The organism is Deltaproteobacteria bacterium, from assembly GCA_035063765.1.
Lineage (GTDB): Bacteria > Myxococcota_A > UBA9160 > UBA9160 > PR03 > CAADGG01.
Genome location: JAPSFT010000005.1, coordinates 223,927 through 239,905 on the forward strand (window position 1 = coordinate 223,927; position 15,979 = coordinate 239,905).

Consider the following 15,979-nt stretch of genomic DNA (forward strand, 5'->3'; position numbering starts at 1 on the left):
GTGGATCTACGCCAGACACTTCTGTGGTTCGCCCTGTGCTCCGGGATCGCCGGCTTCGCCGACGTACCTGCTGCCCGCGCGCAGCAGCCGTCGCTGCTCTTCTACCAGAACTCGCAGGACCAGGCGCGCAGCATCGATCTGTTCACCCTCGGCGACGGTCCGACCGTCACGGGCTTCCTGGGCGCAATCGTGGGCGCCGCTCGCAACATCCAGGCGGATGGCGACGACGGCCTCCTGTGGTACGCGGACACCTCGGGCAACCTCCGCTCCAAGGTCATCGCGACCGGCGCCGACGGGCCCATGATCGCGAGCAGCGTCTTCGCCGGGGCGAATCCGGGGGCCGATCGCCATTTCAGCCTCGATCCCTTCACGAACCTGCTCTACTACTCGGTCACGGACGACACCGTCCAGATCATCGACGTCGACACCGCGTCCTCGGTGGGGAGCATCCCCTCGACGGCGTTCCTGGGCGGCGCCGTCGGGGGATTCCGTCACACCACGATCGATTCCGTACATGGCCGGCTCTACTACGCGTCGATCGACAACTCCATCTACTCCTTCTCGCTCGACGACCCGTCACAGGCGGGCCCCACGATCTCGAGCGCGGCCCTGGCCGGCGCCGCCGCGGGCGGCTTCCGCCACCTGCTCTACGAGCCGAACGAGGGCCTGCTCTGGTACGCGGTGACCGGCGGCAGCGTGGCGAGCATCGACCCGCTCACGGGACTCGCCGGTCCCACGCTCTCCAGCGGGCTGTTCTCGGACAACGTCGGCGCGGGGCGCATCATCACCATCCGCTACCAGGTGGTGCCCGAACCGGGCCCCGCGGCGCTGGCGGCCGCCGCGATCGGCGTGCTCGCGAGCCTGCACCGCCGGCGGGCCAGGCGCGTCCCCTTCGCCGGCCGGCCGGGATGACGACCGGCGCGCGGGCCGCGTAGGGCCACGGCCCCGCGCGGATCTCCGGAGGCGGCCGCGTTCGCGGCCGCCTCCGGCCCGGGCTCAGGCTTCGCTCGGCTGCGCCTCGCTGCGCGGTTCCGACTCCGTCGGAACCTTGCGCTTGATCCCCTTGGCCGCGTAGACCGCCTCGGAGATGCAGGCCGCCGTCTCGGGGTTGTCCTTCAGGAAGCGGCGCGCGTTCTCGCGGCCCTGGCCGATCCGCTCGCCGGCGTAGGAGTACCAGGCGCCGGTCTTCTCGACGATGCCGGCCTCGCTGGCGAGGTCGAGGACGTCGCCCTCGCGCGAGATGCCCTCGTTGTAGAGGATGTCGAACTCGGCCTGGCGGAAGGGCGGCGCGCACTTGTTCTTCACCACCTTCACGCGCGTGCGGTTGCCCACCACCTCCTCGCGCTCCTTGATCGCCGCGATGCGCCGCACGTCGAGGCGGATCGAGGCGTAGAACTTGAGCGCGTTGCCGCCGCTGGTGGTCTCGGGGTTGCCGAACATGACCCCGATCTTCATGCGGATCTGGTTGATGAAGATCACCGTGGCGTGCGACTTCGAGACGGTGCCGGTCAGCTTGCGCAGCGCCTGGCTCATGAGCCGCGCCTGCATGCCCGGCTGCTGGTCGCCCATCTCGCCCTCGATCTCGGCACGCGGCACCAGCGCCGCCACCGAGTCCACGATCACCAGGTCCACCGCGCCCGAGCGCAGCAGCACGTCGGCAATCTCGAGTGCCTGCTCACCGGTGTCGGGCTGCGACACCAGCAGCTCCTCGATCCGGACGCCGAGCCTCCGGGCGTAGTTGACGTCGAGCGCGTGCTCGGCGTCGATGAAGGCCGCGACGCCGCCCTGGCGCTGCAGCTCCGCCACCGCGTGCAGCGCCAGCGTCGTCTTGCCGCTCGACTCCGGCCCGTAGATCTCGACCACCCGCCCGCGCGGGTAGCCGCCGATGCCGAGCGCCAGGTCGATGCTCGGCGAGCCGGTCGGGATGACGTCGATCTCCTTGTCGATCGCGTCCTCCGTCATCGTCAGGATCGCGCCCTTGCCGAACTGCTTCTCGATCGACGACACCGCGAGCTCGATCGCCTTGCGCTTGCCGTCGTCGCGCTTGATGTCCTCCTTGTGGAAGGCGGCCTTGCCGTTGCCTGCGTTGCTGGCCATGAGGGTCTCCTTGGTGTGCTCGGGTTCAGGGTGAAGCCACGCCGCCGAGCGCGATCTGCGCCAGCGGCGTGTAGAGGGAGCCGGCCGGCGAGGGCTGGCTGCGGAAGAGCACCAGCGACTCGACGGGGAAGGGCGCCGGCGCGGGGCGCGTGGCGGCGGGCAGGCGGACGCGGCGGCGCGGATCGCGGACGCGCCCGAGCGTGAGATGGGGATGGAAGGGCCGCGGCTCGGGCGCGAAGCCGGCCGCGACGACGCCGCGCTCGACGGCGGCGGCCAGCGCCGCGACCGGCGCGCCCGGCTCGACCGCCACGAAGACGACGCGCGGGCGGCGCTCGTCCGGGAAGGCGCCGACGGCGCCCAGCGCGAGCGCGAACGGGGCCGACCCCGCCACCTCGCCGCGCACCGCCTCGACCAGCGCGGGCACGCGCGCCGCGGGCGTCGGGCCGAGGAAGCGGAGCGTCACGTGGAAGCCCTCCGGCCGGCTCCAGCGCACGGCCGCACAGCCCGGGTCCGCCCGCAGGCACTCGACGAGCCGGGCCGCCTCGCGCCGCGCCTCGCCGCCGATCCCGATCGCGAAGAAGGCCCGCAGCACATCAGGCCCTCGTCCCCGGCATCGCCCGCGGAGCTCCGCTCGGGCCTGCCAGCCGCGGCAGGTCGAGCGGCTCGCCGAGCAGCCGCCGCCGCACCCAGTCCATCGCCACCTGCGCCGCGAGCCGGCGGTTGCGCTCGCGGCCGAAGGCGAAGAAGAGCTCGCGCGACTCGGTGCCCGCGGCGTCCGCGAGCGCGACGAAGACCAGCCCCACCGGCTTTTCCTTCGTTCCGCCGGTCGGCCCGGCGATGCCGGTGGTGGCGACCGCGTAGTCGGCTCCGAAGCGCGCCCGCGCGCCCTCCGCCATCGCCCGCGCCACCGGCTCCGACACCGCTCCGTGCTCGGCGAGGAGCGCCTCCGGTACGCCGAGCAGCGCCGTCTTCGCGGCGTCGGCGTAGGCCACGACACCGCCGCGCAGGTAGGCCGAGGAGCCCGGCACCGCCGTCAGCAGCTCGGCGATCATCCCGCCGGTGCAGGACTCCGCCGTCGCGAGCGTGCGGCCGTGCGCGGCGAGCAGGCGCCCGAGCACGACCTCGAGCGCGTCCTCGCCCTCGCCGTAGACCAGCGACCCGAGCCGTTCGCGGAGCGCTGCGAGCGCGGCGCACAGCCTGGCGTCGGCCTCCTCCGGCGTCGCCGCCCGCGCCACCGGCCGCACGTGGTTGTCCGGGAACTGGGTGCGGAAGCCGAGCTCGACGCCCGGCGGGAGCGCCACGTCCCGCAGCCGCTCGTCGAGGGTGGACTCGCCGATCCCGAAGGTGCGCAGCAGGGCGCCGCGCGCATAGCCCGTGACGCGCCGCCGGGCCGCGATCCGCGGCAGCACCTGCTCGTCCATCATCTGGTAGAGCTCGCGCGGGACGCCGGGCATGCAGAAGAGCAGCGCGCCGCCCGGGGACGCCTCGAGCAGGCAGCCCGGGGCGGTGCCGATCGGGTTCTCGAGCACCTCGGCGCCTTCCGGGAACCAGGCCTGCTTCTCGTTGTTCGCCGTCATCTCGCGGCCGAAGCGGGCGAAGAAGGCGTGCAACGCCGCGAGCGAGGCCTCGTGCAGCACGAGCCTTCGACCGAAGGCCTCGGCCAGCACCTCGATCGTGAGGTCGTCGCGGGTCGGCCCGAGCCCACCCGACACGAGCACGATGTCCGCACGCGCCACCGCGCGCACGAACGCCGCGCGGATGTCGGCGCGGTCGTCGAGGACCGTCGTGTGGAAGCGCGTCTCGACGTCGATCCGCAGCAGCCGCTCGGCCAGGAACGCGGTGTTGGTGTCCACGATCTCGCCGCGCAGCAGCTCGTCGCCGATGGTCAGGATCTCCGCCTTCATCCCCTCGCTCTCATCCTCGCCTCATCCCCGGAACGCCAGGGCCGCCGCCAACCCCGCCGCCAGTCCCGCCGCGCCGATCGCCCCGGCCAGCACGTCGTCGAGCACCACGCCGGCGCCGCCCCGCAGGTGGTCCTGGACCCAGCGCACGGGCCCCGGCTTCCACACATCCAACACCCGGAATGCGACGAATCCGGTCACGAGCCAGCCCAGGCTCCGCGCGCGGCCGGCCGGGACGAGTGGCAGCAGGGTCAGGAGCTGCCCCGCCACCTCGTCGATCACGATCCGGCCGTCGTCCTTGCGCCCGTAGGCCCGCTCGGCCAGGTCCGCCGCCCAGATGCCGAGCGCGATCGCCCCGGCCAGGGTGGCCGCGAAGAGCGGGAGGCCGAGCGACGCCAGCGGCCAGAAGAGCAGCACGCCGACCGCCGAGCCCGCCGTACCGGGCGCGACGGGCGCATAGCCGGCCCCCGCGCCACTGGCCACGGCCAGCGCCAGCGTGCGGACGAACCCCTGCGGCGCAGGGGTCTCGATGGGCGTCTCGAGGGGCGTCTCGATGGGACAGCGCCCGGGACCGAGGAGAGGCAGCGCCCGAGGAGGGGGGAGTCGGACGCAGGTCCGAGCGTAGCTCCGGGGCGGGTCAAGCGCCCCCCGTCGCCGGTCGATGAGGAGGGGCGCAGGAGCGGCCTTGGAGCGGGCTCCTGCGCGTGGGGGCAGGGTGCAGGCGGAACGCAAGCACGGGGAGCTCGGCGCCGGCGGGCGCACGCCGGCCGACGTCTCGACCCTGATGGTCGAGCTCGGGCGCGCGTTCAAGGGCTGGTCGTTCTACCCGCCCGAGCACCCGGCCCGCGCGGAGCTGCTCGACCGCACCTGCCGCGCCTGGCAGGGCGATCTGCGCCGCAACGGCCCGCTCGCGCTCGAGGTCCGCCGCGGCGCCTTCTGGCTGCCCGGTGGCGACGCGCCGATCTCGAGCCGCAGCGACGACACCGCCCGCCAGCTCCAGCTCCGCGCCGTGCGCCGGGTCGTCTTCGACGGTGCCCTCGACGTGCCGACGCTCACCGGCTTCCTGGACCTCCTGGTCGACGACGCCGATGCCCTGCAGGCAAACGGCGGCTTCGAGGAGGCCTTCTACGCGGCGGCTCCCCGGCAGGGCATCCAGATCAACGACGCGGACTGGCGGGCGATCCTGGAGGAGCAGCGCGCCGAAGCCCTCGAGCAGGAGGCGGCCTCCGCGCTCCCCGAGTTCCTGGCAGGCGACGAGGTGGAGGAGGACGCCGACCTCGACCCGCTGCTCCCGGTCGAGTTCGGAGCGACGCGTGCGCCGGCGGCGGACGCGGAGGAGCCCGAGCACACCCAGCCGGTCCGGCCGCTCGACACCGCCGCCGCCCGGGCGCACGAGCTCGAGGCGATGCTCTCGCAGCTCGAGGAGTGCGAGGACGACCAGGGCTACCGCGAGCTGGCGCGCCACGTGGCGTCTCTCGCCCAGCGCATGGTCGAGGCGGGAGAGCTCGACGGTGCCTTCCGCGCGCTCGTGCAGCTCGCCAACCACGCCGGCGACGACGCGAAGCGGAGCTTCGCGCAGCGCGAGAGCGCGGGAGGCTTCCTGGGCCAGCTTGCACGCGGCTCGGTGCTCGAGCACCTGATCGACCGCGCGCTGGACGGCGCCGCCGAGTCGAGCCTCGAGGCGACCGCCGCCCTGCGCGAGCTCGGTGCGCGGGCGGCGCCGGTCGTGCTCGACCGGCTCGAGCGCGAGAGCGATCCCGAGCGCCGCGGGCGGCTCGCGGGCGTGATCATCGCGATGGGTGAGGAGGCCGTGCCCGCGCTCTTCGAGGCGCTCCTGCAGGGCAGCAAGCGCCGCATGCGGGTCGCCGTGCGGCTGGCCGGCGAGACGCAGAACCCGCGTCTGGTCGCCTGCCTGCGTGAAGTGCTGCTCTCCGGCGAGAGCGAGGTGGCGCGCGAGGCGGCGCGCGCGCTGGTGCGGGTCGGCGACGTCGGCTCGCTCGAGGTGCTGGCCGAGGCGCTCCACAGCCTGCGGCCCGAGGTGACCGCTCTCGCCGCCTACTCGCTCGGCTCGACCGGCCGGGTCCTCGCGATCGCCCCGCTCCAGGAGGCGCTCGGGCGGGCGCTCGACCAGAACGAGCTCGCGTTCGCGCGAGAGATCGTGCGCGGGCTCGGCCGGCTCGGTCGCGCCGAGGCCGCGCCGGTGCTGGCCGCCGTGCTCGAGCGCGGCGGCTTCTTCGGGCGGCGCAAGCTGCGCGACGTGCAGCTCGCGGCGATCAGCGCGCTCGGCCAGCTCCCGGGCCCCGAGGCGGAGACGGCGCTCGCCCGCGCCGCCCGCAGCCGCGACTCGAAGCTCCGGCAGGCGGCGCAAGCGAGCGCAGCGAGCGCGCAGCGAGCCGGAGGCGAGCGAAGTCGATCAGGCCGCGTCCGGGCTGGCGCCTGATTCCGGGCAGCCGAGCCGGAGGCGAGCGAAGTCGATCAGGCCGCGTCCGGGCTGGCGGCTGATTCCGGGCAGCCGAGCCGGAGGCGAGCGAAGTCGATCAGGCCGCGTCCGGGCTGGCGGCTGATTCCGGGCAGCCGAGCCGGAGGCGAGCGAAGTCGATCAGGCCGCGTCCGCAGCCGCCAGCTCCCGGTCCCGATCAGCGGGTCGCCGAGACGAGCGCGAAGGGGGCCCCCTGCGGATCCACGGCCTGGACGATCCACTGGCCGCCCGGGACCTCGTGAGGGCCCATGAGCACCTGGCCCCCGTGCGCCCGGATCCGGGCGATGGCGGCCTCGATGCCGTCCACCACGACGTAGAAGCCCCAGGCCGAGGCCGGCACCTGCGGCGGCTTGTCCATCATGGCGCCCATCGGCACCCCGTCGACGGCGACGATCCGGTACTGCCCCATCGGACCCATGTCCATGAGCTCGCTGGTCTCCCAGCCGAACTGGCCCGAGTAGAACCGGAAGGCGGCCTCCTGGCCGATGCTCGAGGAGAGCTCGTGCCAGCCGACGTGCCCGGGCGTCCCGGGGTCCGCCGCCGGCGGCACGTCCGGGCGCGGGAGCGGCGTCAGGAGCTGGAACCGGGCTCCGCCCGGGTCGGCCACGACGGCGAAGCGGCCGACGCCGGGGATGTCGGCCGGTGCGCTGTGGATCGCACCGCCCGCCTCGACGATGCGCTTGGCGGCCGCATCGGTGTCGGGAACGCCCACGTAGCCGAGCCACGCGGGGCGCGCCCCGGCGCAGGCGGCCTCGGCGGGCATCGCCATCACGCCGCCGATGCCGCGGTCGCCCGCGAACAGGATCGTGTACCGCATGCCGGGCTGGCCGGCGTCGGCCGTTCGCCAGCCGACCACGGCCCGGTAGAAGGCCTCGGCTGCGTCCTGATCGCTCGTCATCAGCTCGTACCAGTCGAACCGGGGCGTCTCGCCGGCCATCGCTCCGTTCCTCCCTTCGCGCTTCCCATCCGATGTCGCCCGAACCGGGGCCGGATCGACCGCCGGCCGAGCCAGGGCCGATTGCTAGCTTCGCCCGGCATGCGACTCCTCGGCCTCGACCTCGGCGGGAAGCGGATCGGGCTCGCCGTCTCGGACGAGGAGGCCAGGATCGCGTTCCCCGCGGGTTTCATGGAGCGGAAGGGGAGGCGGCGCGATCTTGCCGCGTTGTGCGCGCTCGTGCGCGAGCGTGGGATCGGAGGGGCCGTGGTCGGGCTCCCGCTCCACATGGACGGGCGGCGCGGGCCGGAGGCGGAGGCCGCCGAGGTCTTCGCGCGCGAGCTGTCCGCAGCGGCCGCGATCCCGGTCGAGCTGCTCGACGAGCGCTGGACGTCGGTCGCCGCCGAGCGCGCGCTCCAGGAGACCGGCCGGCGCGTCGCCCAGCGGCGCGGCCGTGGCGAGGTGGATGCGATCGCGGCGACCTTGCTGCTCTCGAGCTACCTCGAGCGACGCCGCCGCGAGGGGGAGGCGCGGTGAGCGCGCCGCCCGCCGTGACGCGCCGGAGTGGACGGCTCCTGCTGCGCGCCTTCGGCGCCCTGCTCGTGCTGGGCGCGGTCGTGGCGGCGAGCGGGATCTGGGCCGTGATCCACGCGCTCGGCCCGGCGGCCGCAGCCGCGCCGCCGGTCCGCTTCGACGTGCCCCCGGGAGCGACGCTCCGCAGCGTCGCCGAGCAGCTCGAGGCGCGCGGCGTGATCCGCAGCGCGCTCGCCCTGCGTGGGCTCGCGCGCTGGCAGGGCAGCGCCGGTCGGCTCCACGCCGGCGAGTACGAGCTCTCGCCCGGCTGGGGCACGGCGCGCGTGCTCGAGCAGATGGTCGAGGGCCGCGTCGTCACCTATCCGCTCACGCTGCCCGAGGGCATCGACGCGGGCGGGATCGCGCTGCGCGTCGAGCAGGCGGGGCTCGCTCCCGCGGCCGCCTTCCTGGCAGTGGTGCGCGACCCGGCGGCGGCCGCCGCGTTCGGCGTCGAGGGCCCGACGCTCGAGGGCTACCTGTTCCCCGAGACCTACCACCTGCCGCACGGGCTCCCGGCGCGCCAGGTCGCCAAGGTGCTGGTCGACCAGTTCCTGCGCGTGTGGCGCGAGATCGAGCCCCAGGCGCGCGCCCGCGGCCTGTCGATGCGCGAGGTGGTGACGCTGGCGTCGATCGTCGAGAAGGAGACGGGCGCCGGTGGCGAGCGGCCGCTCGTGGCGTCGGTGTTCCTGAACCGGCTCGCGCGCGGGATGCGCCTCGAGTCGGACCCGACCACCATCTACGGGATCCCGGACTTCGACGGCAACCTGAAGCGGAGCCACCTCGAGGACGAGGCCAACGCCTGGAACACCTACCGGATCGCGGGGCTTCCGCCGACACCGATCGCGAGCCCGGGCGAAGCCTCGCTGCGCGCGGTGGTGGAGCCCGCCGAGACCGACTACCTGTTCTTCGTCTCGCGCAACGACGGCTCGCACGTCTTCGCGTCGAGCTTCGCCGAGCACGTCCAGAACGTGAACCGCTTCCAGAGGAGCCGCCGCCGCCCATGAGCCAGCCGCAGACGCCGCCCGCGCCCGAGAGCTTCTTCGCCGAGCGCTTCCCCGCCCAGATGAACCGCCAGCTCGCCGAGCAGCAGGACGCCGCCGCGGCCGCCCAGCGCGCGCTCGAGGGCATGCGCGCCGTCGCGGCGACGCTGCGCTTCGACGTGCGCGGCACGGGCGGCGGCACCTGGTACGTGAACTTCGCGGAGGGCCGGGCCGCCGCCGGCGCCACGCCCGCGCACCCGCCCTTCCTCTCGATCGTGCTCGACCGCGCCGACTTCGAGCCGCTCTGGCGCGAGGCCGGCGACAACGTGCTCGGCTTCCTAGGCGGCGTCTCCGGCATGGGCGCGCCGATCAAGCTGACGCGAAGTCGTGTCGAGGCGATCGGGGCCGTGAAGGGCGCACTGCTCTTCGAGCTGACCGGCGAGGGCGGCTTCCGGCTCGTGGCCCACCTCGGCGCCGCCCCGCCGGCCGAGGACGCGCCGCCGGCCACGACGATCCGGGTCGACGCGCAGGCCTACCGCGAGCTGCGCAGCGGCGCGCTCCAGCCGCAGGACGCCTTCCTGGCCGGCAAGATCCAGATCGAGGGCGACATGCAGCTCGCGATGCAGCTCGCGCTCGCGGTGCTCTCGCCGGACTGAGCGCGCAGCGGCCGGCCTGCGGGTCGCCGAGCCCGCTCGACGCGTGCGCAGCGCTCCGCCACCCTGTCGACACCTCGCCCGCGGTCCCGTGGGTGAAGCCGCGAATGGCCTGCATGGACCTGCGCTCCGTCCTCCTTGCACTCCACGCCACCCTCGACGCCGAGGGGATCGCGCACGCCCTGATCGGCGGTCTCGCGCTGGCGGCACACGGCGCCGGGCGTGCGACCAACGGCCTCGATCTCGTCGTCGACGGCGATCACGCTGCCGACGTCGATCGTGTGCTGGCGGCGCATGGCTTCGAGCCGCTCCACCGGAGTGCCGACGTCGGGAACTACGTCTCGGCCGATCCCGCCCGCGGTCGCGTCGACGTCCTCTTCGCGCGCCGGCCGCAGGGGCGGGCCATCCTCGCCCGCGCGGCTCCGATCGAGGTGCTCGGCGCGACGCTGCGGGTCGCGGACGCCTCGGACCTGATCGGCCTGAAGGTGCAGGCCTACGCGAACGATCCGACGCGCGGGCGCCGGGACCTGGCCGACATCGAGCAGCTGCTGCGTCACGCGAAGGTCGACGGGAACCGGGTGCGCGAGTACTTCTGGAGCTTCGATCGCGAGGGCGACCTCGACGCCCGGCTCGCGATGGTCGAGCGATGGAAGCGATGAGGCGTCCCGCTCCGGACGGCGCCATCCTGCCGGCGAGCGCGCGCGAGGGCTTCGAGGCCTCGCGGCGGGCCGTCCGCGCCTGGGAGCGCGCGCACCCGCTCGGGATCGAGGAGATCCTCGACTGGATCGACCAGCTCCGCTCGCTCTTCGGGGATCCGCCGGTGGACCGCCGGCCCTGGCACGGCGACGACTTCCGGATCTAGTGCCCCGTCCCGGAAGACCGGCGCCGCACCGGCGGCCCGACGCCAGGGCCGGACGTCGGCGGCTTCCGGGGACGGGAGAGCCGCTCAGGGCCGGCCCGTCACCGGCGGCTCGTGCTCGCCGATCACCGCGCGCGACACCACGCCCGCCAGCGCGGCGCCCACGATCGGCGCCACCCAGAACAGCCAGAGCTGCCCGAGCGCCCAGCCTCCGACGAAGAGCGCCGGGCCCGTGCTGCGCGCCGGGTTCACCGAGGTGTTGGTGATCGGGATCGAGATCAGGTGGATCAGCGTGAGGCCGAAACCGATCGCGATCGGGGCGAAGCCGGCCGGCGCCCGCCCGTGCGTCGAGCCGAGGATGATCAGCAGGAAGAAGAAGGTGAGCACGAGCTCGGCGACGAAGGCCGAGAGCAGCGGGTAGCCGCCCGGCGAGTGCTCGCCGTAGCCATTGGAGGCGAAGCCGGCGGCGAGGTCGAAGCCCTCCTTGCCGCTCGCGATCAGGTAGAGGACCGCCGACGCCGCGATCGCACCGAGCACCTGGGCGACCACGTAGCCGGGCAGCTCGGAGCCGGGGAAGCGCCCGCCGGCCGCGAGCCCCACCGACACGGCCGGGTTCAGGTGACAGCCCGACACGTGGCCGATCGCGTAGGCCATCGTCAGGACCGTGAGGCCGAAGGCGAGCGCCACGCCGAGGAAGCCGATCCCGAGCTCGGGGAACGCCGCCGACACCACGGCGCTGCCGCAGCCTCCGAAGACCAGCCAGAAGGTGCCCAGGAACTCCGCCGCGATCTTGTTGCCCATGACCCCGGTCCTCCTCTACAACATCGTGTAGGGCCGATTCTGCCAGCCCTCGCGTGGGATGGGAAGCTGGAAGGCAGTCCGCCCGTCCATCGCGAGGGCATCTCCCCTCGCGCTTGCAGAGCCCTCGAGGCGTCAGCCCGCCAGGAGCCGCAGCCAGGGCCAGCGCGTCACCAGCAGTACGAACCCGAAGACCGCGAGGTAGGCGAGGCGCAGGCGCCGCCACGCGGGATCGCTCTGCGCGACGCCCATCGAGAGCAGGAGCCAGCCGAAGCCTGCGACCGGCGCGAGCACGTAGGTGCCGGCGCAGAACAGGAGCAGCAGCGCATGGCGCAGCGGCACGAGGAGCGCCGGCCGCGGCAGCAGGAACACGGCGGCGAGCGCGCCCTCGAGCACGAGGGTCGCCCCGGTGAGCACGGCGGCGAGCGCCCGGAAGGGCTCCGTCTCCTCGGGCATCACCGCCCAGGGCACGAACACGCCGTCGCCGTGCTCGCGCACCAGCTCGCGCAGGCTCCAGAAGGTCTCGTCGTCGAGGCCGCCCGCGAGCCGCGTGAACGCCTCCATCCGATCGTCGTCGAGCAGCGTCACCCGGAAGAAGCGGCCGTCGAGGAAGTCGGGGGACAGGGCGACCTTCCAGAGCGTCGCGAAGGCGAAGGTGAGGCCGATCAGCCAGCGGCCGTTCCAGGCCAGCGCGCGGCCGCGATCGGAGGAGCCCGTCGCGAGCGCCGCCGCCAGGCACCAGTAGGCGAGCAGGTAGGCGTGGTTGTCCGACATCGGCCAGTCCAGGACGACGCGCAGCCCCGCCAGCGCGGCCAGCGCGAGCCACAGGCCGGTGCTGCGCAGGGCGCCCGGCGCCAGGAGCCCGAGCGCCGCCAGGCCCACGAGCAGCGGGCGCAGCCAGCGGTCGCCGACCGGTGCCAGGAGCAGCGCCACCAGCAGGAGCCGCAGCGCCAGGTCGCTGCGGTCCATCCCGAGCAGATCGCGCGCGGCGCCTGTGAGCGACACGCCTCAGCGCTCCTCGAGCGGGACCGAGAGCGAGGCCAGGAGCTCGCTCGAGGGTCCGAGGGTCTCCGGGTCGTACCGGGTCGCGAAGACCTGGATCTCGATCGCCTCGGGCGGTCCCGCCTCGGGCTCGGCGCCGGCCTCGTAGGCCGCGAGCGCGAGCGCGAGCGCCCGCAGGCGCCGCTCGTCGGGCAGGGCCAGCGCGTGCCGCTCCGCGGTGCGCAGCTCCTCGGGCACGTCGAGCGCGCGGCGTGCCCCCTCCCACAACGCCCAGGCGTGCAGGTGGCGGCGCCCCCAGGCGTCGGTGGTCGAGAACATCCCGAAGCCGCCGCCCGACCAGGCGTCGAGCTGCGCCGTGCGCGCGAGCCAGATCTGGTGCAGCGCCACCACGACGAGCAGCGCCGCCGGCAGGCGGACGAGCCAGCTCACGATGCCGGCGATCCTTTCGAGCGTCGGCTGCGGGCGGCGCTCAGAGCCTGTGAAGGAATCGGCGACCGAGCAGCGCGCCGTCGCCGGTAGGCCAGATGCAAGGCGCGACGACGAGTCATGTCGAGATATGGCGAGGAGGGGCAACGCAGCAGATGGCCTGCCGCCGCAAGCGATGCGACCGAGCCGATTGCTTCACAGGCTCTCAGTACCCGGGTGGCGGGCTCACCGCCAGGTAGCGCAGGTCCCCTCCGGAGTAGGCCTTGATGTACCACGTCCCGCCGCAGCGGAAGTACTCGGTGTCGTCGACGTAGACCTGGTAGAGCTCACAGGCCGGCTGCGAGCTCATGTCGGTGAATGCCGCCACCGTGAGCGCGGTGCCGATCGTGATCGCGCTCCACGCGGCCACGTTGCCCCACTCGATGTCGTCGTCGTCCCAGACGTCGACCTCGTTCCAGTCCACCTCGTTCCAGTCCACCTCGCTCCAGTTGCCCTCGTCCAGGCGGTCGTCCCAGAAGTCCTGGCGGTCCTCCTGCATGTCGCTCCGGTGGCTCTGCCAGTCCTCGCGATTCTGGTTCCGCCAGTCCTCGCGGTCCCCCTGCCGGTCGCTCATGGCCTGGTCGCGGTTCGCCTGGCGATCGCTCACGGCCTGGCCGCGGTTCGCCTGGCGGTCCGCCGCGCTCTGCTGGCGGTTGGCCTGGCTCTCGCCGCGCTGGGCGCCGCGGTCGGGTCGCTGCGTGGCGCCGCCGCCCTGCCCGGGCCGCAGCCCCGCCTGCTGGCCGCCGCCCTGGCCCGGGCGCGGTCGTCCCTGCTGTCCAGCGCCCTGCCCCGGGCGGGGCCGCTGCTGGCCACCTCCCCCGAGCCGGGCCGACGACGCCGGCCGGGACTGTGCCCGCCGCACCGAGCCGAGGCCTCCCGAGGCCGGCCCCTGCCGCGAGATCTGCTGCCGGCTCGGGGCGCCACGGGAGCGACCGCCGCCGCCGCCACCAGCGCGCGGCGCCGACATCTGCGCGCGGCCACCGCCCCCACGGCCGCCGCCGCCGCCACGGCCCCCGCCGCCGCGGCCTCCGCCGCGCGCCATCACCTCGCCCGCGCCGAACAGCAGCGCGAGCGCCACGGCGCCGATCTGGATCAGGATCCGTCGCTCGAGGAAGCTCACTGTCCGCCCTCCTGCGCCGCACTGGCCGCCGCGCCTCGCTCCGGCAGCACGAACGGGACGCGCGTCGCTCCCCGGGGAGCCTCGAAGGCGAAGAGCCGGTCGGGCGTTCGCGGGGAGAGGTTCCAGTCGGTGAACGAGGCCCGGAACTGCGGGCGGCCGCGCGCGAGCTCGAAGTTGATGACGATCCGCTCGGGGACGGCCGGATCGCCCTGGCGGATCCAGAGCTGGATGCCGACGCCTTCGCGGGTGCGCAGCGCCACGTGGTCGCAGGGACGGTCCTCGACCGTCTGCACGTCGACGTGGCGGGCGGCGATCACGTTGTCGACGAGCACCTGGGCCAGGTCCTCGCCGAACAGGTCTGCGAGCGGCAGGCGCAGGCCGACGTCGTCACGCAGGAAGTCGGTGAGCTGGTCGAGCGTACCGCTGCGCTCGGCGCTCGCGTAGACGTTCGGGCCGTCGTCGTAGACCGTGACCGCCCGGCCGTCGTAGAAGGCCTGCAGGTGCCGGCCGGTGCGGTCCCAGCGCTCGACGCGCATGCGGTCGGGACGGCGGATCGTCTGCTCCGAGCGCGAGCCGAACTCGATCGCCTCGCCGTCGGCCTGGATCACGTCGTAGGACTGCTCGACGGTGAACGAGAGCTGCTTCGCGCCCGTGAGCGTGGCCACCATCCGCTGGACCGGCTCGACCGCCTCCGGGTCGATGAGCGGCTCCTCCGGCTCGGCCGCCGCCGCCTCCGGCGCGGGTGCCGGCGCAGGCGCCGGCTCCTGGCCGCGCGCCCCCGGCGCGCCGGCCAGGAGGGCGGCCAGCATCAGCCCGCCCGCTGCCGCGACTCCGATCTCCGATCGCCATCGTGTCGACAACGCTCGTCCTCCGCTGCGAAGCGTTACGGGACGGCGGGCCGCCGTCCAGTGGGACCTGCTCATGCCATCGCCTTCAGGACCTCGCGCAGGAGGTCCTGGATCGGGATCCGGATCGCCACGACCGCCAGCATCGGGAGGGCGGCCGGGAGCGCGATCGCCAGGAGGGCACCCCGGTCGAGGGGGACCGGGCGCATCGCCCGGACGGCGCCGTGGAGCGCCAGCGTGTCGGCCACCGGCCCGAGCTCGGGGGCGCCGAGCAGCGCATCGTCCGCCAGCGGCCGGCCTTCGATCCAGCGCTGATGCACGAGCCTGCCGTGGCGGCCGACGAGCGCGCCGTAGTCGAGCAGGGCCGCCCGCCGCGCAGCCGCGAGCCGAGGCGCGAAGGCGAGGAGCGGCGCCAGCACCAGCACGAGCATCAGGACCACGAACCCGATCATCGGCAGCCGCAGCGCGTCCAGCGCGAGGCCGTGGTAGACGACCTCGTGCGCCCAGCGTGCCGCCACCACCGACGCCACGCCGAGCACGACCAGCGCAAAGCTGCGTGGCAGGGTGCCGAGGAAGCCAAGTCCGCCGGCACGGTCGGGATGGGTGGGTACGATCGCGAGCGGGAGGCGCGCGACACGCGTGAGGGCGATCGCGAGCAGGAAGAGGCGCCAGAGCCAGGCGAGTGCCAGCAGCAGGTAGAGCGGCCGGACCACGTACGCGAACCAGAAGCCACCGAAGCCGAGCCGGTGCGAGCCCGCCTCCTCGGCCCAGACCAGCTCGTGCACGCCGGCGTGGGTAGGCGCCGCCAGCGTCCACGCCGCCACCAGCACCGCGAGGACGAGCCAGGGCTGCGCGCGATCGCGCAGGCGCGCGACGCCGTGCAGGGTCTCGGCGAAGCGGCCGTGGTCGGGCTCGGGGACGAGGCCGGAGTGGAGGAAGTACGGGAAGATCCGGCGCGTCGTCGTGTGTGCCATGGCCTCCGCGAGCACGAAGAGGGGGATCGCGACCAGGCAGCGTACCGACACGCCGAAGTGCTGGAGGAGGGGCTCGCCGGCGCCACCGGCGGCGCGTCCCGTCCAGGTTGCCCAGGCGGCGATCGGCAGCCAGGTGAGCGCGGCCAGAACGAGCGCGCGCCGGCCGACGCCGAGGCCGGCGCGCGGGATCAGTCCGATCGCCCGCTGGAGGCGGAAGCCCAGGTCGCCGCTCACGAGCGAGAGCGCGAGCGCGTCGGAGTCGTCGGACGCGGGCGTGGGGTCCGTGCGACGGGCCATGG

The 15,979-nt window shown here is 74.4% G+C and carries 18 protein-coding genes; 7 read left to right on the forward strand and 11 right to left on the reverse strand.

Going from position 1 to position 15,979, the window contains the following annotated elements; genetic code table 11:
* Entirely contained in the window at positions 1-912 is a 912-nt protein-coding gene (locus OZ948_04940; protein MEB2344064.1) for a hypothetical protein, read from the forward strand.
* Positions 913-996: 84 nt separating this feature from the next.
* Here OZ948_04940 and recA read toward each other — a convergent pair whose 3' ends face one another.
* Genes recA through OZ948_04960 form a run of 4 tightly spaced genes read right to left on the reverse strand, consistent with a single transcriptional unit; the run spans position 997 to position 4,481 of the window.
* Positions 997-2,097 carry a recombinase RecA gene (recA, locus tag OZ948_04945; protein MEB2344065.1) on the reverse strand — a complete coding sequence of 367 codons (1,101 nt, stop codon included), beginning with the start codon at positions 2,095-2,097 and terminating at the stop codon, positions 997-999.
* A 25-nt stretch (positions 2,098-2,122) separates the two neighbouring features.
* Positions 2,123-2,689, reverse strand: a complete 567-nt coding sequence (thpR, locus tag OZ948_04950; protein MEB2344066.1) for an RNA 2',3'-cyclic phosphodiesterase — start codon at positions 2,687-2,689, stop codon at positions 2,123-2,125.
* A 1-nt stretch (position 2,690) separates the two neighbouring features.
* Positions 2,691-4,001: a competence/damage-inducible protein A gene (locus tag OZ948_04955; protein MEB2344067.1), complete on the reverse strand. Its 1,311-nt coding sequence runs from the start codon at positions 3,999-4,001 to the stop codon at positions 2,691-2,693.
* A gap of 21 nt (positions 4,002-4,022) precedes the next feature.
* Positions 4,023-4,481 (reverse strand): phosphatidylglycerophosphatase A, encoded by a 459-nt coding sequence (locus OZ948_04960; protein ID MEB2344068.1) that lies wholly within the window; start codon positions 4,479-4,481, stop codon positions 4,023-4,025.
* 232 nt (positions 4,482-4,713) lie between these two features.
* Between OZ948_04960 and OZ948_04965 the strand changes: the two genes are divergently transcribed.
* Complete coding sequence (locus OZ948_04965) at positions 4,714-6,438, forward strand: HEAT repeat domain-containing protein (GenBank protein MEB2344069.1); 1,725 nt, start codon at positions 4,714-4,716, stop codon at positions 6,436-6,438.
* Positions 6,439-6,634: 196 nt separating this feature from the next.
* Here the strand turns inward: OZ948_04965 and OZ948_04970 are convergent, their stop codons facing one another.
* Positions 6,635-7,414, reverse strand: coding sequence for a VOC family protein (locus OZ948_04970; protein MEB2344070.1), 780 nt, complete (start codon positions 7,412-7,414; stop codon positions 6,635-6,637).
* 99 nt (positions 7,415-7,513) lie between these two features.
* On the opposite strand from OZ948_04970, the gene ruvX reads away from it, so the two are divergent.
* From ruvX to OZ948_04995, 5 genes are all read left to right on the forward strand, one after another.
* Positions 7,514-7,948, forward strand: a complete 435-nt coding sequence (gene ruvX, locus OZ948_04975) for a Holliday junction resolvase RuvX (GenBank protein ID MEB2344071.1) — start codon at positions 7,514-7,516, stop codon at positions 7,946-7,948.
* The gene (mltG, locus tag OZ948_04980; protein ID MEB2344072.1) at positions 7,945-8,988 is read left to right on the forward strand and encodes an endolytic transglycosylase MltG; all 1,044 of its coding nucleotides are present in this window, start codon (positions 7,945-7,947) and stop codon (positions 8,986-8,988) included. Before ruvX ends, mltG begins: the two co-directional genes overlap by 4 nt.
* Positions 8,985-9,620: an SCP2 sterol-binding domain-containing protein gene (locus tag OZ948_04985; GenBank protein ID MEB2344073.1), complete on the forward strand. Its 636-nt coding sequence runs from the start codon at positions 8,985-8,987 to the stop codon at positions 9,618-9,620. The genes mltG and OZ948_04985 overlap by 4 nt, the downstream gene beginning before the upstream one ends.
* A 113-nt stretch (positions 9,621-9,733) precedes the next feature.
* The gene (locus tag OZ948_04990) at positions 9,734-10,276 is read left to right on the forward strand and encodes a hypothetical protein (GenBank protein MEB2344074.1); all 543 of its coding nucleotides are present in this window, start codon (positions 9,734-9,736) and stop codon (positions 10,274-10,276) included.
* Positions 10,273-10,479: a hypothetical protein gene (locus tag OZ948_04995; protein ID MEB2344075.1), complete on the forward strand. Its 207-nt coding sequence runs from the start codon at positions 10,273-10,275 to the stop codon at positions 10,477-10,479. Before OZ948_04990 ends, OZ948_04995 begins: the two co-directional genes overlap by 4 nt.
* A gap of 84 nt (positions 10,480-10,563) precedes the next feature.
* Here the strand turns inward: OZ948_04995 and aqpZ are convergent, their stop codons facing one another.
* The 6 genes from aqpZ to OZ948_05025 form a co-directional block, all read right to left on the reverse strand.
* A complete protein-coding gene (aqpZ, locus tag OZ948_05000) occupies positions 10,564-11,277 on the reverse strand; it encodes an aquaporin Z (GenBank protein ID MEB2344076.1) in 714 nt (237 codons plus the stop codon).
* A 132-nt stretch (positions 11,278-11,409) separates the two neighbouring features.
* Complete coding sequence (locus OZ948_05005; GenBank protein MEB2344077.1) at positions 11,410-12,279, reverse strand: hypothetical protein; 870 nt, start codon at positions 12,277-12,279, stop codon at positions 11,410-11,412.
* Positions 12,280-12,282: 3 nt separating this feature from the next.
* Positions 12,283-12,705: a hypothetical protein gene (locus tag OZ948_05010; GenBank protein MEB2344078.1), complete on the reverse strand. Its 423-nt coding sequence runs from the start codon at positions 12,703-12,705 to the stop codon at positions 12,283-12,285.
* A gap of 202 nt (positions 12,706-12,907) precedes the next feature.
* Positions 12,908-13,861 (reverse strand): hypothetical protein, encoded by a 954-nt coding sequence (locus OZ948_05015; GenBank protein MEB2344079.1) that lies wholly within the window; start codon positions 13,859-13,861, stop codon positions 12,908-12,910.
* Positions 13,858-14,721, reverse strand: a complete 864-nt coding sequence (locus OZ948_05020) for a DUF2092 domain-containing protein (protein ID MEB2344080.1) — start codon at positions 14,719-14,721, stop codon at positions 13,858-13,860. Before OZ948_05020 ends, OZ948_05015 begins: the two co-directional genes overlap by 4 nt.
* A 59-nt stretch (positions 14,722-14,780) precedes the next feature.
* Positions 14,781-15,977, reverse strand: a complete 1,197-nt coding sequence (locus tag OZ948_05025; protein MEB2344081.1) for a hypothetical protein — start codon at positions 15,975-15,977, stop codon at positions 14,781-14,783.
* Between the last annotated feature and the right edge of the window lie 2 nt (positions 15,978-15,979).